This is a genomic window from Acinetobacter sp. A3, from assembly GCF_012371415.1.
Classification (GTDB): domain Bacteria; phylum Pseudomonadota; class Gammaproteobacteria; order Pseudomonadales; family Moraxellaceae; genus Acinetobacter.
In genome coordinates this window covers 36,180-54,792 of the sequence record NZ_JAAZQW010000009.1, presented here as the reverse complement: position 1 = coordinate 54,792, position 18,613 = coordinate 36,180, and the positions used below count along the sequence as shown (strand labels likewise).

Sequence of the window (18,613 nt, the reverse complement as noted above, 5' to 3'; positions counted from 1 at the left end):
TATTTATAGTAAGTTGCCGTTATCCACGACCGATGCAACCGCTACTATTCAAGGAGTTTTCACATGATGTTGGCAGATCCAAGTAAAAAATACCGTCGTATGTACCAGCGTGTCGACTTACCAGACCGCCAATGGCCAAATAACGAAATTACCAAAGCGCCAGTCTGGATGAGTACCGACCTACGTGACGGCAACCAAGCGATCTTTGAGCCAATGAACATTGAACAAAAATTCAAAATGTTCCAAATGCTTGTGAAAATTGGTTTTAAACATATCGAAATTGGTTTCCCATCGGCATCTCAAGTTGACTTCGATTTCACGCGTAAATTGATTGAAGAAGGTCATATTCCAGATGACGTGTATATTGAAGTATTGGTACAAGCACGTGACCATTTAATTGCACGTACTTTTGAATCTTTACAAGGTGCGAAACGTGCAATTGTGCATATTTATAATGCCAACTCGCCTACCTTCCGCCAAAAAGTCTTAAATGTAGATGTTGCGGGTGCCAAACAATTGGCCATTAACGCTGCAACCAAAGTAAAAGAATATGCAGCGAAGCAACCTGAAACTGAGTGGGTATTCCAGTACAGCCCAGAATGTTTTACTGCAACTGAATTAGAAGTGGCTAAAGATGTATGTGATGCGGTAACTGAAATTTGGGAAGCATCGCCAACCAATAAAGTGATTTTAAACTTGCCTGCAACAGTGGAAGTGTCTACACCAAACGTGTATGCAGACCAAGTTGAATGGATGCACCGTAATATTGAGCGTCGTGATGGCGTGATCATTTCAGTACACTGTCACAATGACCGTGGTTGTGGTATTGCCGCTTCTGAATTGGCCATCATGGCGGGTGCAGACCGTGTAGAAGGTTGTGTATTTGGTAACGGTGAGCGCACAGGTAACGTAGACGTTGCTGCGATTGCGTTGAACATGTACACCCAAGGTGTTGCACCAGAGTTGGATTTCTCAAACATCAACGAAATTATTGCAACAGTTGAAGAATGCACAGGCTTGCCAGTACACCCTCGTCATCCGTACGCAGGTGACTTAGTCTTTACTGCATTCTCTGGTTCACACCAAGATGCAATTAAGAAAGGTTTTGAGTTCCAGAAAAACGAAGAAATTTGGGATATGCCTTACTTACCAATTGACCCGAAAGATTTAGGTCGTGACTATGACGCAGTGATTCGTGTCAACTCACAATCGGGTAAAGGCGGTATTGCTTACTTGTTAGAATCGAACTACAACGTGACTTTGCCGCGTCGTTTACAAATCGAATTCTCGCAAATTGTGCAACAACGTACCGATGAACAAGGTACAGAAATTAGCGCAAGCGAAATCTGGAACTTGTTTAAAGAAACTTACGTTGCGGTAAAAGATGCGCAATATGCAACGCAAAACTACAAATTGTCTGATGAAAATGGCAATCAAGTCATTGAACTAGATGTTGTGGTAAACGGCGAAATGCAACGCTTACGCGGCGAAGGCAATGGTCCAATTTCAGCAATTTTGAATGCATTGCAATTGCCAATTGATGTCTTGAACTATGAAGAGCGCAGCATTAGCTCGGGCGCACATGCAAAAGCGTTGGCTTTAATTGAATTGCAAGTGAAAGGCACAGGTAAATCTGCCTTTGGTGCAGGGGTACACGACAACATTGTGACTTCATCAATTGATGCGATCATTGCTTGTACAAATCGCTTGATTGAGCAAGGTGTTTTAAGCACGGATCAAGTGGTTGCTGCTGCAGTTTAAAGCGCTGCAAACACATAAAAGCATTTTGAAAAGGATACCCCAAGTGGTATCCTTTTGTTTATTCATCCTCAGGATTTAAGGCGAATTATTCCCGTGTCTTTTCCAGCTGACTCAGTAGGCATTGTTGTTCCAAAAAAATTCCAATTTGAAGAACCCCTAGAGCTCGAATGTGGCCGTGTTCTACCCCGCTTCGAACTGATGGTCGAAACCTACGGCACGCTTAATGCCGAAAAATCCAATGCAATTCTGATCTGTCATGCGTTGTCAGGACATCATCATGCTGCAGGTTATCATCATGCCGACGATAAAAAAGCAGGCTGGTGGGATGCCTGTATTGGCCCGGGAAAAGCCATTGATACCAACCACTTTTTTGTGGTGGCCTTAAACAATATTGGCGGATGCAACGGCTCGACTGGTCCAACATCGCCAAACCCTGAAAATGACAATCGCCCTTATGGCCCAGATTTTCCATTGGTCACTGTGCGAGATTGGGTCAAAACCCAAGCCATGCTGTCTGACCGTTTAGGCATTGAGGTTTGGTATTCAATTATTGGCGGCTCTTTAGGTGGCATGCAGGCTTTGCAATGGTCGGTTGATTATCCTGATCGTCTGAAAAAATGCGTCATTATTGCCAGTGCACCAAAACTCTCCGCACAAAATATTGCTTTTAACGAAGTCGCGCGTCAGTCGATTTTATCTGACCCAGATTTTCATCATGGGCGTTATTTGGAACATGACAGCTATCCAAAACGTGGATTGATTTTGGCGCGCATGGTTGGACACATCACTTATTTGTCTGAAGAAGCCATGAAACAGAAATTTGGTCGTGACTTAAAATCTGGCAAGTTTATGTATGGCTTTGATGTCGAGTTTCAGGTCGAAAGCTATTTACGCTATCAGGGCGAACAATTTAGCCGTAATTTTGATGCCAATACCTATTTAATTATGACTAAGGCACTGGATTATTTTGATCCTGCACGTGAATACGAACAATCCTTACAAAAAGCCATGGCGAACACAAAATGCAAGTTTTTAGTGGTGTCTTTTACCACCGACTGGCGTTTTAGCCCTGAGCGTTCGCAGGAAATTGTGGATGCCTTAATTAGCAATCATAAGCCTGTCAGCTATTTAGATATTGATGCCGAACAAGGACACGATTCGTTCTTGTTCCCAATTCCACTATACGTGAAAGCCATGCGTGCATTCTTGGGTGGAACAGAACATCTTCAAGCAACCCCACAGGAGGCCGTGTAATGCGTCTTGATCAGCAACTTGCCGAAAAGTGGATTAAACCCAATTCTAAAGTACTCGATTTGGGTTGTGGCGATGGTGAACTGTTGGCACACATGAGCAAACAGCATAATATTCGTGCATACGGATTAGAAATTGATCAAGAAAAGATTGCAATTGCGATCAGTCGCGGGTTAAATATCATCCAACAAGACTTGAATTTGGGGCTTAGCCGCTTTGCCGACCAGTCTTTTGACTATGTGGTCATGGCACAAGCCTTGCAAGCAGTAGATGCACCTGACGTATTATTAAGAGATATGGTGCGTGTGGCTAAACAGGCAATTATTACCTTTCCAAACTTTGCGCATTGGAAGACTCGCTCTTTTCTCGCCTTAAAAGGAAAAATGCCTGTTTCAGACGCATTACCTTATATGTGGTACAACACCCCAAATATTCATTTATGTACGTTTCGTGATTTTGAGGCACTTTGTGCCGAAAATAATATTCGCATCATTAACCGACTTGCCGTAAATGGGAATCAACAAGATAGTTTACTCAGTAAGCATCTGCCTAATTTGTTTGGTGAAGTCGCAATTTATCGAGTGAGCGCTCTATGAAAAAACTATTATTAAGCACCACGCTATTGGTTGGACTGTTGAGCATTCAAGCCCATGCAGATTATGTTCCACCATCTTCTGTAGCAAGCCAAGCAGCACAATATTCTGTGATGGATATTAACGGCTTGACGAAAGCAGCCAAAGCAGGTCAGGCAGGCGCACAATTTTACTTAGCGACTAAATATCAACAAGGTAAAGACGTACAGCAAGACAGCCGTCAAGCGTTTGCTTGGTACAAAGCTGCGGCAGATCAAGGTTTATCTGCAGCACAATTGAATGTAGGCCGTATGTTGGCAGATGGCATTGGCACGAAAAAAGACGAAGTCTTGGCGCGTCAATATTTTGAAAAAGCAGCCAGCCGTGGCGACAACCGCGCAAGCTTTAACCTTGCCATGATGGAAGAACAAAAGAAAAACTATATGGGCGCATATCAGTGGTATGAATTATCTACCCGTGATGGCATGCTCGATAACAAAGTGATTTCTTTGTCTGAAGGTAAGAAAACTGCATTGGCAGCCAACTTGACTCAAGAACAAATTCGTCAAGCACGTGACCGTGCCGACAAGTGGATTCAAGCGCAATAAATTTAACTGCGTTTAATTTCATTAAAAGCACCTTCGGGTGCTTTTATATTTTATTCAAAATAAGCCTGATGCATGGCCTGTAACAGTTCAGGGGTTAATGCTTCTACCGATGCAGAACCCAATACGGTGTCTATACCACAATGCGGGCAAATTGCGGTTTGCTCGTCATCACACCAATGTTCAATTTCATTATAATCAAAAATTTCAAGACAATAAAAGCAACCGCAATGCTCACTTTGCTGGAGTAATGCGCGATGCTGACTTGAATCACGATATAGTTCTGAAATTTTGCTCATCATGATTCCCTACTTTTTGCAACCTAAATATTATTAGCATGTATGAAAATAAATCTATGCAAGATTAACCTTTTAAATCTGAAAAATCCGTTAAAATATGCCCTATTGTTTTCAATTTAGATCTAAATTATGACTGCAACTGATTGGCGCGCTCAAGGAACTTTGGTTTTAGCAAGCAATAACAAAGGCAAAATTGCAGAATTTGAAACCTTGTTTGCACAGCTCGATTTACCTGTACAGGTGATTCCGCAAGGTCAGCTCAATATTGAAGATGCGGTGGAAGATGGTTTGAGCTTTGTCGAAAATGCCATTTTAAAAGCTCGCCATGCCGCAAAAATTTCAGGCAAGCCAGCCATTGCCGATGATTCAGGTTTATGTGTGCCAATTCTAGGTGGTGCACCAGGCATTTATTCTGCACGTTTTGCAGGCGAACATGGTAATGATACTGCCAACAATGAAAAACTGCTCAATAAACTCAAACCACTACGTCAAGATGGTGAAGCCATTGAAGGCATGTTTGTCTGTGTTTTAGCCTTGGTTGAACATGCCGATGACCCACTCCCTAAAATATTTCAGGGGATTTGGAAAGGGGAAATTTTAGCAGAAACCCGTGGTGAAAATGGTTTTGGCTATGACCCACTGTTTTGGTTACCTGAATTAGGTGTGTCGAGTGCTGAGATGTCAAAAGCAGAAAAAAATAAAATCAGCCATCGTGGTCAGGCCATGCAACAGTTTAAAGATAGTCTACAAGCTTAATTGCATGAACATCAGTTAAGTCAAATTTTAATTATTCAAATACAACAGCCTGCGGTCATGTACAGGCTGTTTCTTTTTTTCCCATTTATATTCTTTAATCCCCTGTCTTTAAATCGCAACACATTCGTCACCGCATTGTCATACAGACCTGTTGAGATAGGCTCAACTATTGAGAGGTCTAAATCATGGCAGGATTATCTATTTGGCACGTGCTGATTTTTGCAATTGTGGTCATTTTATTATTTGGTACATCTAAACTGAAAAATTTGGGTAAAGATGTCGGTGGTGCAGTCAAAGATTTTAAAAAATCAATTAAAGACGATGAAGCTGAAACAGCTCAACTCAAAGAACCGCGTACCATCGAACATCAGGCCAATAGCAGTGATGTCAATTCGACAGTAAAACACTAAGGCTGAGGGTTTGAGATTATGCTCAATATTGGAATGACAGAACTGCTGATTTTCGGCATCATTGCATTATTGGTGCTGGGTCCTGAGAAACTTCCAGAAGCTGCGCGTTTTGTTGGAAAGTGGTATGGCAAAGTAAAACGTATGGTCAGCAATGTTCAAAACGACATCGACCGTGAATTGCGTTTATCTGAATTACGTGAACAAATGCAGCAAGAAATGGCACGTATTCAAGAGCTTGAAGCAAAAATGCAGGCTCAGATGTCTGAAATGAAAAATGAAAAAATCTTTGATGATGCAAAATCATCGACAGACTCAAAACAGGCATCTTTAAACAACTTACAACAGCAGTTTTATCAACCTGTTGAAAATACAGAAAAACAGTGCATGGTACGCATCCCTAAAGCGCCAGTACGGACTGCATCAGCATCTATCTCCCCCATTCAAAATACAATATATACTGAAATGAAGGTCGCGGTATGAGTCAGCCCAATTCTACTCAGCTTCCTCATTTAGCGGTGAAGTCTGAGCAACCTGCATTAGAAGAAATGCCAATTACCAAGCACCTGATGGTGCTGCGTAAGCATCTTTTTAAAATTGTCGGGTTAATTATTGCCTTATTCTTTTGTTTATTGCCATTTGCCAATAAAACCTATCAGGTCTTATCAGAGCCCTTACGTGCGCAATTGCCACATACATCGACCATGATTGCAACCGATGTCACGGCAACCTTTATGGCGCCATTTAAACTGAACTTTTTTGTGGCGCTGCTGATAGCGATGCCATTTATTTTGTATCAGCTTTGGGCATTCGTAAAACCTGCACTATATGAGAAAGAAAAAAGTTTGGCCTTACCTTTGTTGATTGGCAGTATTTGTCTGTTTTATATCGGCATCAGTTTTGCCTATTTTGTTGCACTGCCGTCAATTTTGCATTTTTTCATCAGTGTGTCGCCGGAAACGGTTGCCCCGATGACGGATATTAATAGCTATCTGACCTTTTGTTTGAAGCTATTTTTGGTGTTCGGATTTACCTTTGAAATTCCGATTATTACCCTATTGCTGATTTTAATTGGTGTGGTTAGTACCCAGCAGCTGGTCGAAAAACGTCGCTTTATTATTGTCGGCTGTTTCTTTGTTTCGATGTTTGTTACCCCACCGGATGCGCTGTCGATGATTATGCTGGCCATTCCAATGTGGATGTTATTCGAATTGGGCTTATTTGCTGGCAAGCTGATTGAGAAGCGTCGGCTGACTGCAGAATAAGTTTTTACAAACCCGATTAAAAAAAGAGCAGCTCCGGCTGCTCTTTTTTATTTTAGTAAACCATTGTTCTTATTTAACTTTTTTGAAATATTTTCTTCAAGGTACTGTCATATTCAGCGGGTAGTTTATTTCTAGCTTTTAAGCAGCAACCAAGCCATTAAAGAAAAGCTAGGACTTTTAAATGAACAACGATGAAATGATTCCGTGTCAGGATCTGACCGAAGATAGTAACACTTCAAATAATACGCATTTTCAAACGATTCTTGATCAACATATGAATCGTCGTGGTTTTATTGCAAAAACTACAAGTGGGGCAATGGCATTAGCATTTGCAGCAAGCGTGAGCGGCTGTTCAGATGATGATAATGATTCTGCTAATTCAGGTGAAAATCCAACTACTCCTCCAGACACAACCTCTCCTGACCAGCATGAGTGGAGCGATCTGAACGCCCGCCCGAATAAATTAACCTTTGAACCTGTGAGAAAAAATACAGCGAACTTCTTCAGTGTTCCTGCAGGCTACCAGCTAAAAGTGTTATATGCAGTAGGCGATCCAATTAACCCTACTTATCCAGAAAAAACCGATGCTGAACTACCATCAGGTGCATCTTATCAATTCCGTGCCGGTGATAACCATGATGGTATGAGCTTCTTCGGTATGCATCCAACCAACAAAAACTATGCTGCCAAAGAATCAAAACAAGGCTTGCTGGTATTAAACCATGAGTATCTGCAGCAATCTCAGTTACATACCCCTGTGGGCACGATTTCAGTAGATGGCATCCGCCCTGAAGATCAGGTTTTACGTGAAGTAAATGCTCACGGTGTATCTGTTGTTGAAATTAGCAAAGATGAAAATACCCAAGACGTTAAAATTAATTTAAATTCTGAATTTAACCGTCGTATTACTGCCGCAACTGAAATGGAAATCCGTGGTCCAGCGCGCGGTTCTGATCTGGTTAAAACCCGATTCTCTCAAGACGGTACTTTAACACGTGGTACATTTGCAAACTGCGGTAACGGTTATACACCTTGGGGGACATATCTGACTGCAGAAGAAAACTGGAGCGGTTATTTCGCTCGTCAAGCCAATGACACACGTGCCATTGCAAAAGAAGAAATTGCCTTATCACGTTATGGTCGTGGTGGTGCTAATGCCCGTTCTTCGCAATATTTATGGAACACTCCAGTTGCCGAGTTAACTCGTGACAAAGATCTGTATGATCGTTGGGATATTTCAGTTAAAGGTGAAAACGCGCTAGCAGACTACCGTAATGTCATGAACACTTGTGGCTTTATTGTTGAAATTGACCCGTTTAGCGCAACTGAACGTCCAGTAAAACGTACTGCACTCGGCCGTTTTGCACATGAAGATTGTCGTTGTAGTAACCCGATCCCTGGTCAGCCATTAGCGTTCTATATGGGTGATGATGCGACAGGTGAATATATCTATAAGTTCGTATCAGATGCAGTGTGGGACCCTAAAGATGTCAACGGCGGCTATGCTGCAGGCGACAAATATATGAATAACGGTACATTATATGTTGCCAAGTTCAATGATGATGGTACCGGTGAATGGTTAGAACTGTCGCATAACCAGAATGGCCTCACCTCTGCGAATGCAATCTATCCTTTCTCCGGTCAGGATGATGTCGTTGTTCATGCCCGTCTTGCTGCAGACCACGTGGGTGCAACCAAAATGGACCGCCCAGAATGGGTTGCAGTGAACCCGGAAAATGGCGAAGTTTATGTCACCTTAACCAATAACAGCAGCCGTGGTCGTTCGTATCCAACTGATGCCGCTAACCCACGTAGCTATATTGACTTCAAGGGCACAAGCGCAAGTAGTTCCGGCAACATGAATGGCCATATTATTCGCTTCCGTGAAGAAGGCGACACGGTAGCTGCTACAACATTTAAATGGGATATCTTCTTATTTGGTGCTGAAGCACGCGCTGAGTCAAACATCAACCTGTCTGGTCTAGACGATATGAACGACTTCTCTAGCCCGGATGGTATGTGGTTTGACCCACGTGGTATCCTTTGGATTCAAACCGATGATGGTCAATATACAGATGAAACCAACTGTATGATGCTTGCAGCACTTCCAGGTTCAGTCGGTGATGGCGGTACCGCGATTGCAGCAAGTACCAAAGCAGGTGGTCAAGAAACAATTGTGGGCGCACAGCTATCTAATGACCGTGTCCGCCGCTTCCTGGTTGGTCCATCTGGCTGTGAAATTACCGGGGTAACCATTACACCTGACTATAAAGCGATCTTTGTCAATGTTCAGCATCCAGGTGGTGCTTGGCCAGCAAACCAAAGTACCCGCTACAGTGCGTTAGGTAAAGTTCCTCGTTCAGCTACTGTAGTCATCACCCGTAAAGACGGTGGTCCGATTGCAGGTGAGGCACTAGAGCAAGCATAAAACACTTTCGCTTAAGCATCCTTATACTTAAAAAATACCGGCTTGATGCCGGTATTTTTTATTTCTGTAGTGGAATATTCAGCTCCACGATCTGCCCGGCGGTTTCACCCTGCTGGCTTTTCTCTAACCAGTGCCATTGCTGAGCATTTAATCTTAAAATATTGGAACAGCGTGTACCATACGCCGGACTCTGAATAAAGGTCGACGACAATAACTCTTCCAGCTCGACAGAAATGCCGGTTTCTGGCAATAAATCTGCAATCACCTTGCGTTCATCTTCCAGAATATCCCAGGCAGCATGCTGCAGATCTGCTTCTGGCATCTGGGCTTGCTGTAACATCGGTAAAAATTCCTGGGTAAAGCGTTTACGCAAATGGCCAGTTTTTTCCCAGTGCTCGCCCATTAAGCCATTGGACACTACATATACCCCTTTGGCCAGCACTTGCGGCGCCTCCCCTCGGTTGCACATATACACCGCCTGTTCCCGGTCGCCGACAAATAAATTAAAGCCGGCATAATCGCACTGGCGCGGCTCCAATGCTTGTGCAAAGCGAATTGGACTTAATTCAGATTCCAGAAAATCCTGAATCAGATGGCCGCGTGAGGTCGGATAATTGTGCTGATCCTGTCCATTACGAAAATTGGTAACAATGGCCCAGCGGCCTCTGGCGGTCACGCCCATCCAGGTGCCACCCGACTGCAAGTCCTGTCCGGCATAAATCGGGCTATTTTCCCAGGCATGCAACGCCGCAGTCGGACGCTGATAAAACTCATCACGGTTTGAAATTAAACATAAAGGCAGCTCATCCAGAACCTGCCAGGCAAAGGCCACAATACACATAATTTCCTGCTCGCTATCTTTACACATTGAATGTACAACATTTTTCATCTTATTCAGCTAAAATCTGTGCAAAACAGAATGACAAGGAACAGGAATGCTGACCTATCCAAATATTGATCCGGTGGCGATATCGCTGGGTCCCTTACAAGTCCACTGGTATGGACTAATGTATTTACTGGCCTTTTTATTTGCCTGGGGTCTGGCCACCTATCGCGCCAAGCAGCGTGGCTGGACACCGGACATGGTTTCGGATCTGATCTTTTACGGCGCGCTGGGTGTGGTCATTGGCGGCCGCGTCGGTTATGTGTTCTTTTATGGCTTTGAGCAGTTTCTGGCCAATCCGGTGTGGCTGTTTCAGGTCTGGACCGGGGGCATGAGTTTCCATGGTGGCTTCCTTGGGGTCATGCTGGCTATGCTGTTCTGGTGTAAAAAATACCAGATGACCTGGTTCCAAACCCTGGACTTTATTGCACCCTGTGTCCCGACCGGGCTCATGTTTGGACGTATCGGCAACTTTATTGGTGGCGAGTTATATGGCCGTCCGGTCAGTGATCCAAACTTTGCACTGGGCATGATTTTCCCGACCGATCCATTGCAGCTGGTACGGCATCCATCGCAGGTGTATCAGGCGCTATTTGAAGGGCTGCTGCTGTTTATTCTGCTGTGGTGGTTCAGCGCCAAACCGCGTCCACGTATGGCAGTCTCTGCCCTATTCCTAATAGGTTATGGCTTAGCACGCTTTGTAGTCGAGTTTTTCCGAGAGCCAGATCACGGTCAGCTCTTTATTGCATGGATGAGTAAAGGTCAATTCCTGAGCTTACCAATGATTTTGGTGGGCATGTGGATGATGTGGTATGCCTATCAAAAGAAAATTTATGATTGGGGACCGCAGAAGAACAGCTAAGCAGCCCTGCACTGCGTATTTGATCTATTCAGGCGAAGTCAATCTTCGCCTTTTTTTATGCTACAGTGCAAATTCTGAATGCTCATTGAACACAATTGAAGAACTCAAATGCTGGAATTTTGGTTTAACCCTCAGGTTACAGTGCTAAAGAAAATTGCCCTGCTGATTATCATTGCCCTAGTTACCGCAGGCCTATACACCCTACAACCACTCCAATTCGATGCAATTTTAATGTTTCTGGCAGCAGGTCTTGTTTTCCTGATTTGCCGTTACTGTAAAATTCATTTTACTCAGCACCATCCAACAGGCTGGATTGCACGTGTTTTGACTTGGATTCCACTGGCTTTGTTACTCGCATTGATTTTTATGCAAATCCAACATGGCGAAATCTTAATTTCAGGTGCACAAGGCATTGGCTTTACCGCTTTGGCCATTTGTCTGTTTTCACCGTTGTCTTTGCTGCATCAACATCAAGCTTCCGACACACAATAAAGTCACAACTTTAAAAACTCTGCTATTATTCTTTCTGATTTATTGAGCCTAGAATGGCCCAGCCCACAAAATATTCACTTTTGCTTGACCAGAGAACGCTATGCGCCAGTATTTAGACCTACTCCAACATATTCTTGACCATGGTGGCGATAAAGGCGACCGTACTGGAACTGGCACGCGTTCAGTGTTTGGGCATCAAATGCGATTTGACCTAGCGCAAGGCTTTCCCCTGCTCACCACCAAAAAAGTGCATTTCCGTTCTATCGTGATTGAATTGTTATGGTTTTTAAAAGGTGATACCAACGTCAAATACCTACAAGAACATAAAGTCAGCATTTGGGATGAATGGTCTACTGCAGAACAAACTGCACGCTTTGGTCGTCCTGAAGGTGAACTTGGCCCTGTGTACGGACATCAATGGCGTAACTTTGGTGCCACACAAAAAGCTAATGGTTTGTATGAGCAAGATGGTTTTGACCAAATTGCATGGTTAATCAATGAAATTAAAACCAATCCAAATTCACGTCGTTTGATCGTATCGGGCTGGAACCCGCAAGAAGCAGGACAAGTGGCGTTACCTCCTTGTCATACCCTGTTCCAGTTTTTTGTACACAACGGCAAACTTTCATGTCAGTTGTATCAACGAAGTGCCGATGTTTTTTTAGGTGTACCCTTTAATATTGCCAGCTATGCTTTGCTGACCCACATGATTGCACAAGTCTGTGATTTAGAAGTGGGAGATTTTGTCTGGACAGGTGGCGATACCCATTTATATACCAACCACTTTGAACAGGCACAGTTACAGCTCAGTCGTGAGCCAATGGCTTTATGTCAGTTAAAATTGAATCCTGAAGTTAAAGATATTTTCGATTTTAAATTTGAAGATATTGAAATTGTAGGCTATGAATCACACGCTGCAATTAAAGCACCCGTAGCCGTCTAATCAACTGTTCATTCAACATTAAAAAAGCCCTGCTTTCACGTCCGAAAAGACGCATTGCAGACCCAGAAAATACGAGCCAAATTTATGTCATTTCAAAATTTAGAAGTTGTACACGTGGTGGCGATGGATCAACAGCGCTGCATTGGTCAGGGCAACCAATTGCCGTGGCATATTTCGGCAGACCTCAAACACTTCAAAGAAATCACCCAAGGTGGTGTGGTAGTTATGGGGCGTAAAACCTTGGAGTCGATGGGACGCACTCTACCTAAACGTGTTAATTGGGTGATCACCCGTGACCCAAACTGGGCTTTTGAAGGCACAAAAGTGGCAAACAGTATTGAAGATGCGTTGCAGCAAGCCGTTGCCGATGTGCAAGTCTCAGAAAAGCCAAATACGCTATTTATTATTGGCGGTGGTGAAATTTTTAGCCAAACCATGCCAATCGCTGACCGTCTAGAACTGACTCATATTGAACTAGATGTTCAGGGTGATGCGTATTATCCGGCCATTCCAGCCGAGTTTAAAAAAGTAGCCTCTGAACAGCATGTCGATGAAAAATCAGGCATTGCCTTTGAGTTTGCCCGCTACCAAAAATAATGCTGACAGCCTTGGCAATCTTTGATTATGATGACTTAAACGGAATTTAACTTGTCTCAGGAATGGCGGATGCTGCATTTCATCTTCAGTTTAGGTGTCATTCTTTCTTCTATTTGGCTGAGTATGGCCTTATGGATTCATCAGCCTTTGGGTTGGCTGATGACCCGTGTGCTGATTGGAACTTGGCTGGCTTTTACGCTCAGCATTTTGGGCATTTATATCACTCAACATTTGCTGAGCCGCAATCAAGATATTCTGGTTTATCTATTGGGTTTTGCTTTGGGGCTGTTCTGGTATTTTGGGATGGATGCCAAGCAAGACCGTGACTGGAACCCTGAAGTCGCACGTATGCTGCATTATGAACAAGTACAAGATCAGGTCACGCTGCACAATGTCCGTAATTTTGACTGGCATGCCGATGGCAGCTATACCGAACACTGGGAAACCCGCCAATTTAATCTCAAACAGATTACTGGGGTGAATATTATCACTTCATATTGGATGGGACCTAAAATTGCCCACACCCTTGTCAGCTTCGACTTTGAAAATCAAGCACCTCTGACTTTTTCCATTGAAATTCGTAAAGAAAAACACGAAGAGTTTTCTGCAATTGGTGGCTTTTTTCGACAATATGAACTGAGTCTAGTCGCTGCCGATGAAAAAGATATTATCTACACCCGCAGTAATATTCGGGGTGAGCAAGTTTACTTTTTCCCAATTCAGATGAACCCTCAAGAAGCGCAGGCTTTGTTTCAGGAATATCTGCGTAAAGCCGATGCTTTGGCAGCTAAGCCACGTTGGTACAACACTTTGACCAGTAATTGCACCACACTGTTGTTTGATATGATTCAGGCCGTATCCCAAAAGCGCTTCCCTGCCGACTACCGTCTGTTTGCTTCGGGCTATTTACCTAATTATCTGTACGACTTACAGGCATTAGATCATCGCTGGGATATGCCAACTTGGTATCAACAGGCGCATATTAATCCACATGTGGAAAACTTAAAAGATATCCACAGTCAGGACTTTTCCAGTCTGATTCGCGAAGGTGTACAGCTTGATGCTGTGCCAAAGCAGGCAACCACCTATCACTACCCGACCTATCAAACCAAAGTAATGCCTTGACCTATTTTGGTCATTTGGTTCTGCTAACATCAGCACAACCATAAAACGCCAAGTATCCTCAACAAAATTGCAGCAAAGCTACAAATTCAACTAGAGCAATCATGCATAATTTGTTTAGATAGCAACAATTTCCTAAAAATAAGTGAGCATCCCATGTTCAAAAAATCTTTTGGTATCGCAATATTTGCTTCAGTCATACTCTTCTCTGGATGTGAAAATATGCCAACCCAAACTAGCGCCAGCCAAATCACGGCAATCAATCAGGCCAACTTAGCTCAGCGCACTTGGACTGCAACACAATTGGGCAACACCATGCTCAGCAGCACAGCAACTCAGAATTTACCACAGTTACAATTTGATGCAGCAACACAAAGCGTTACGGGTTCAGATAGCTGTAATCGTTTAAGTGGTAGCTATGTCGCAGGACGTGACACCTTACAACTCGGTCAGTTGGCAACTACACGAATGGCTTGTTTAAACAACAATAATCTGGATCAAAAATTCCATGAAGCGCTAAATAAAGTGACGCATTATCAGGTTTATGGCAAAACCCTGAAATTGCTAGATCTTCATGGAAATTTACTGATTCAGTTTGCCACAGCAACTGCTGCCCGTTAAGGCTTAAGCCCGTTGATAAATCAACGGGTTTCACACGATTCATTCATAAAATATAAGGACAAAATCATGCAACAAGCATTGTTTGGTGGCGGATGTTTTTGGTGTGTTGAAGCCGTGTTTTTACAACTGCAAGGTGTAGAGAAGGTCACCAGTGGCTATGCGGGTGGACACACCTTAAACCCAAGCTATGAAGATATTTGCCGTGGCGACAGCGGACATGCCGAAGTCATTTTGATTGATTTTGATGAACAGCAGATCAGCTATTCACAATTACTGGACGTATTTTTTGCGACACACGACCCAACCACATTAAACCGTCAAGGGAATGATGTCGGCACGCAATACCGCTCTGTAATTTACTATTTAGATGCAGCGCAGCAACAGGCGGCAGCCGACATGATTGCAGCTTTGCAAGCAGAAGGTTTAAATGTTGTGACAGAACTCAGTGCAGCACCTATGTTCTACCCTGCAGAAGATTATCATCAGAATTTTTTTGCTAAAAACCCGAATCAGGGCTACTGTAATTTTTCAATTCCACCCAAACTGAATAAATTACACAGTAAATTTCAGCATTTACTCAGAAAATAAAAGTCAGATTTAATCAGATTTAAATAGTTCTACACGGTGATGGTCATTGCTCAAGCCATCACCGCTATAGCGTACACTTTATTTCACAAAAGTCGTCCAGACAAATGCCTGCGTTTGCCCCTCTAAGCTCATCTTTAACTGATCACCCGACTGTAATGCCGCCACTCCCGCAGGTGTGCCTGTCATCACCACATCTCCAGGCTCCAAACTAAACACTTGGCTAATATCGGCCAACAACGTAGCAATATCAAAAATCAATAAACTTGTGTTGCCTTGCTGACGTAACTCATCATTAATGTCTAAACGATAATGCACGTTTTTCCAGTCCTGAATTTCTGATACATCCACCCAATCTGCCAACACACAAGAACCATCAAAGGCTTTAGCACGTTCCCATGGCTGTCCTTTTTTCTTGAGTTCATCCTGCAATTCACGCAAGGTTAAATCCAAGCCCAAAGTCACTGCACCAACAGCATCAAGCACTTTGGCAGGGTCTGTTTCTGCATTTAATGGCTGATCAATACGTAAACTCAGTTCACATTCATAATGGCAATTGCCCCAGACTTTATTCCAAGAAATGCCATCATTTAAACTGCGTAAACTGCTTGGCGGCTTAATAAATAACACAGGACGATCAGGTACGGCATTACCTAATTCTTTGGCATGGTCTGCATAACTGCGACCGACACAGACAATTTTAGATGGACGTGTACTCATGGTCATCCTCTGATATTTACAAATAGGAAAAATTAAAACTTACTTTTTAAAAGTATTTTCAAACATGGTTTGCTCTGCGGCCTGATTAAATGCACGTTTCGGTACAATCACCACAGTACGGTTTTTTAATTCCAGCATATAGGTCAGTTTACCCACAGCAAAATTTTGCACTTCGTTATAATGAAATACTTGTTTACGGCCATTGGCATACAGTTCGGCATAGTCCTGAAATAAATCAATACCTTGCTCGCTTTTACCAAATTGGTATTTCACAAACTGACGCTTAAACATCATCGGTAAAAACCAGTAGCGCATTAAAATTTGCAACAGCAAAAAGAAAGCACCAAGTGCAATGTAGTAACGACCTACACCATCTAAACCTAAATAAAAGCCCCAAGCGATAATCGCCACACTAATAAATGGGGTAATAAATCGGGTAAATTGTTTTTTACCAAAAGTGGCAAGCGCAAACCCATCTTGAGATTCTTCTAAAGTCAGAAAATAACGGGTCGATAAAGTTGGTGCTGACTCAGTCATAGCATCACATTAAAAATAAAATCTTGCCCAATACTATACCAAAATATCGCCCACCTTATGAGCTGTGGCATCAATTACATAACTTTGCTTTGGAAATGAGTGTATTTGGTTTTAAATAAACAGCAATTAAAACAAAAAATACGCAACAGGATGTTGAATGAAAAAATTAAAGCAATGTATGCTCATTGGTGTACTTTTAGGAACATCTGCTACAGCACTGGCCAAGATTATTCCCTGGAATGCCGAAGTCCCAAGTAGTCTCAGTGCTTATTCAGGCAATGCTCAGCAACTGGCAGAGCTGACTGGCGAGCGGATTTTGATTTATGCCCATCCGACACGTTACACCCAACTCCCCACTTTAAACAATAATGCGGCCAGCAAGGCCCAATATTACAGTGCTGCTGTCGTGCTACCTGTGGCTGAAGCGCAAGTCGAAAAATTATTGCAACATTATCCCAATTATGTGGGGCTATTTCCGACATTAAAATCGGCCAAGGTACTGGAGCAACAAGGTTCGATCCAGCAAGTTAAATATCAAATTCATATCCCTACCCCAATTCCAGTCCTGAATTTTAAAGAAAGTGTGGTAATGCAGCATCACCAAGCTAACAACAGTATCAGCAGCTTGATTATTGATGCTCCAATTCCTTATGGTGCTGGAAAGTTGGAATGGTTTGCACTAGGCCCACATAAAACGCTGGTGACAGTCACGCAATGGGGTGACCTGAATCAACCTAAAGGCTTTTTATTCAGCAAAATTCTGAATGCATTACCTGAGGCCAAACTTGGCATTCCTCCGAGCACCAATGCCTTTCTGCTAGAAGCACTGCAACAACGTTTTAAAAATAAACATGCTACAGCACTGGCAACCCAAGTTCCGCAGATGAAATTCAATGCTCAACAGCTACAGAAAATTGCTCAACTCAGTCAAAAATCAGGTCAACCTGTCAGCTTTTTATTGCCGAATCATCAGGTAAAAGATGGAGCAGCGTCAGAGAATTTAAGATTCAGCAGTACCTATCAATATTTTCCAAATCCAGTTGAAAAATTACAACCGTGGTTAATGGCTGAAGCGACCCAGCAACTTTTTCCTCGGCAGATCAAAAAAGTCGAGCTACATCCAGTCAATCCCCAAAACATAGATGCCAACTATAAAGTCTCGGTAGGTTTAGGGGTCATTCAAATTCCGTTTAATTTCAAAATGCGTTTTTACCAACCTGATGCGCTGCAAAACCACTTCAGTGCCAATGGCGGTGACTTAAAGTTAGTAAAAGGTAGCATGCGCTTACTCCCCCAGTCAGATGGCACCTTATTTCATATTACCAGCAGTATGAAGATTCATGATCAGGCACCGTTTTTATTACGCGCCATGCGCAGTATGCCCTATCATGACGTTTTACCCGCATTAGGTGGCAATACCGTATATGCTTTGAAAGTACAGCAAAAATTAAGATAATAAGTAAACAGAAAGATTCATTTTTATAGAAAAGTTTAAAAATTTCAGACACAAAAAAACCGCATCAAAAGTGCGGTTTTTTATTTCAAGTTGGTGCGCTCAGAGAGATTCGAACTCCCGACCCCTTAGTTCGTAGCCAAGTGCTCTATCCAGCTGAGCTATGAGCGCGACGACTTGATGGGGTGCATTATACGTGTTTTTTTCTGGCTGTTAAGTATTAATTCATCATTTTGCAATCAAATGCACAGATATTGGACGAATCAAAAGAATTTTACCGTAAAACAACTATTGTACTGGCTTGGCTTCGGGTAAATGCATATACCAATATTCACCAAATTTCAGGCACAAAAAAACCGCAATAAAGCGGTTGATTGTTCAAGTTGGTGCGCTCAGAGAGATTCGAACTCCCGACCCCTTAGTTCGTAGCCAAGTGCTCTATCCAGCTGAGCTA

20 protein-coding genes, 1 tRNA gene and 1 pseudogene are annotated in these 18,613 nt (G+C 42.9%); 17 read left to right on the top strand and 5 right to left on the bottom strand.

Going from position 1 to position 18,613, the window contains the following annotated elements; translation table 11 throughout:
* Positions 1 to 63 precede the first annotated feature (63 nt).
* The 4 genes from leuA to HHA42_RS05050 all read left to right on the top strand — a co-directional run bounded on the left by leuA (position 64) and on the right by HHA42_RS05050 (position 4,192).
* Positions 64 to 1,761 (top strand): 2-isopropylmalate synthase, encoded by a 1,698-nt coding sequence (gene leuA, locus HHA42_RS05065; protein WP_168525615.1) that lies wholly within the window; start codon positions 64 to 66, stop codon positions 1,759 to 1,761.
* Between the two features lie 93 nt (positions 1,762 to 1,854).
* Positions 1,855 to 3,015, top strand: a complete 1,161-nt coding sequence (locus tag HHA42_RS05060) for a homoserine O-acetyltransferase (RefSeq protein WP_168525613.1) — start codon at positions 1,855 to 1,857, stop codon at positions 3,013 to 3,015.
* On the top strand, positions 3,015 to 3,608 hold the full coding sequence (gene metW, locus HHA42_RS05055; RefSeq protein WP_104852562.1) for a methionine biosynthesis protein MetW: 594 nt from the start codon (positions 3,015 to 3,017) through the stop codon (positions 3,606 to 3,608). The genes HHA42_RS05060 and metW overlap by 1 nt, the downstream gene beginning before the upstream one ends.
* The gene (locus HHA42_RS05050; RefSeq protein ID WP_104852563.1) at positions 3,605 to 4,192 is read left to right on the top strand and encodes a tetratricopeptide repeat protein; all 588 of its coding nucleotides are present in this window, start codon (positions 3,605 to 3,607) and stop codon (positions 4,190 to 4,192) included. The genes metW and HHA42_RS05050 overlap by 4 nt, the downstream gene beginning before the upstream one ends.
* A 50-nt stretch (positions 4,193 to 4,242) precedes the next feature.
* Here HHA42_RS05050 and HHA42_RS05045 read toward each other — a convergent pair whose 3' ends face one another.
* Entirely contained in the window at positions 4,243 to 4,488 is a 246-nt protein-coding gene (locus HHA42_RS05045) for a cytoplasmic protein (protein WP_252726299.1), read from the bottom strand.
* A 129-nt stretch (positions 4,489 to 4,617) separates the two neighbouring features.
* On the opposite strand from HHA42_RS05045, the gene rdgB reads away from it, so the two are divergent.
* From rdgB to HHA42_RS05020, 5 genes and pseudogenes are all read left to right on the top strand, one after another.
* Positions 4,618 to 5,244, top strand: a complete 627-nt coding sequence (rdgB, locus tag HHA42_RS05040) for an RdgB/HAM1 family non-canonical purine NTP pyrophosphatase (RefSeq protein ID WP_168417886.1) — start codon at positions 4,618 to 4,620, stop codon at positions 5,242 to 5,244.
* 185 nt (positions 5,245 to 5,429) lie between these two features.
* Positions 5,430 to 5,654, top strand: a complete 225-nt coding sequence (gene tatA, locus HHA42_RS05035; RefSeq protein ID WP_104852566.1) for a Sec-independent protein translocase subunit TatA — start codon at positions 5,430 to 5,432, stop codon at positions 5,652 to 5,654.
* 18 nt (positions 5,655 to 5,672) lie between these two features.
* A pseudogene (gene tatB, locus HHA42_RS13620) lies at positions 5,673 to 5,936 on the top strand (Sec-independent protein translocase protein TatB); the annotation flags it as partial.
* Between the two features lie 194 nt (positions 5,937 to 6,130).
* A complete protein-coding gene (gene tatC / locus HHA42_RS05025; RefSeq protein ID WP_168417885.1) occupies positions 6,131 to 6,916 on the top strand; it encodes a twin-arginine translocase subunit TatC in 786 nt (261 codons plus the stop codon).
* A 181-nt stretch (positions 6,917 to 7,097) separates the two neighbouring features.
* Entirely contained in the window at positions 7,098 to 9,344 is a 2,247-nt protein-coding gene (locus HHA42_RS05020) for a PhoX family phosphatase (RefSeq protein ID WP_168417884.1), read from the top strand.
* 58 nt (positions 9,345 to 9,402) lie between these two features.
* Here HHA42_RS05020 and HHA42_RS05015 read toward each other — a convergent pair whose 3' ends face one another.
* A complete protein-coding gene (locus HHA42_RS05015; RefSeq protein ID WP_168417926.1) occupies positions 9,403 to 10,185 on the bottom strand; it encodes an NRDE family protein in 783 nt (260 codons plus the stop codon).
* Positions 10,186 to 10,279: 94 nt separating this feature from the next.
* On the opposite strand from HHA42_RS05015, the gene lgt reads away from it, so the two are divergent.
* From lgt to msrA, 7 genes are all read left to right on the top strand, one after another.
* Positions 10,280 to 11,089 carry a prolipoprotein diacylglyceryl transferase gene (gene lgt, locus HHA42_RS05010; RefSeq protein WP_168459987.1) on the top strand — a complete coding sequence of 270 codons (810 nt, stop codon included), beginning with the start codon at positions 10,280 to 10,282 and terminating at the stop codon, positions 11,087 to 11,089.
* 108 nt (positions 11,090 to 11,197) lie between these two features.
* Positions 11,198 to 11,581, top strand: coding sequence for an AzlD domain-containing protein (locus tag HHA42_RS05005; RefSeq protein ID WP_168417882.1), 384 nt, complete (start codon positions 11,198 to 11,200; stop codon positions 11,579 to 11,581).
* A gap of 100 nt (positions 11,582 to 11,681) precedes the next feature.
* Entirely contained in the window at positions 11,682 to 12,524 is an 843-nt protein-coding gene (gene thyA / locus HHA42_RS05000; RefSeq protein WP_168525609.1) for a thymidylate synthase, read from the top strand.
* A gap of 84 nt (positions 12,525 to 12,608) precedes the next feature.
* On the top strand, positions 12,609 to 13,121 hold the full coding sequence (locus HHA42_RS04995) for a dihydrofolate reductase (RefSeq protein WP_168418754.1): 513 nt from the start codon (positions 12,609 to 12,611) through the stop codon (positions 13,119 to 13,121).
* A 69-nt stretch (positions 13,122 to 13,190) separates the two neighbouring features.
* Positions 13,191 to 14,246: a DUF4105 domain-containing protein gene (locus tag HHA42_RS04990; protein WP_168525607.1), complete on the top strand. Its 1,056-nt coding sequence runs from the start codon at positions 13,191 to 13,193 to the stop codon at positions 14,244 to 14,246.
* 153 nt (positions 14,247 to 14,399) lie between these two features.
* Positions 14,400 to 14,864 carry an META domain-containing protein gene (locus tag HHA42_RS04985; protein ID WP_168525605.1) on the top strand — a complete coding sequence of 155 codons (465 nt, stop codon included), beginning with the start codon at positions 14,400 to 14,402 and terminating at the stop codon, positions 14,862 to 14,864.
* 66 nt (positions 14,865 to 14,930) lie between these two features.
* Complete coding sequence (msrA, locus tag HHA42_RS04980; RefSeq protein WP_168525603.1) at positions 14,931 to 15,452, top strand: peptide-methionine (S)-S-oxide reductase MsrA; 522 nt, start codon at positions 14,931 to 14,933, stop codon at positions 15,450 to 15,452.
* A gap of 78 nt (positions 15,453 to 15,530) precedes the next feature.
* Here msrA and HHA42_RS04975 read toward each other — a convergent pair whose 3' ends face one another.
* Together HHA42_RS04975 and HHA42_RS04970 are read right to left on the bottom strand one after the other, a co-directional pair.
* On the bottom strand, positions 15,531 to 16,169 hold the full coding sequence (locus HHA42_RS04975; RefSeq protein ID WP_168525601.1) for a fumarylacetoacetate hydrolase family protein: 639 nt from the start codon (positions 16,167 to 16,169) through the stop codon (positions 15,531 to 15,533).
* A gap of 39 nt (positions 16,170 to 16,208) precedes the next feature.
* Positions 16,209 to 16,706, bottom strand: a complete 498-nt coding sequence (locus HHA42_RS04970; protein ID WP_168418759.1) for a YcxB family protein — start codon at positions 16,704 to 16,706, stop codon at positions 16,209 to 16,211.
* Positions 16,707 to 16,863: 157 nt separating this feature from the next.
* Between HHA42_RS04970 and HHA42_RS04965 the strand changes: the two genes are divergently transcribed.
* Positions 16,864 to 18,162: an SRPBCC family protein gene (locus tag HHA42_RS04965; protein WP_168418760.1), complete on the top strand. Its 1,299-nt coding sequence runs from the start codon at positions 16,864 to 16,866 to the stop codon at positions 18,160 to 18,162.
* Positions 18,163 to 18,253: 91 nt separating this feature from the next.
* On the opposite strand, the gene HHA42_RS04960 is transcribed toward HHA42_RS04965, so the two are convergent.
* Positions 18,254 to 18,330 (bottom strand) — tRNA-Arg (locus HHA42_RS04960).
* Positions 18,331 to 18,613: the final 283 nt, after the last annotated feature.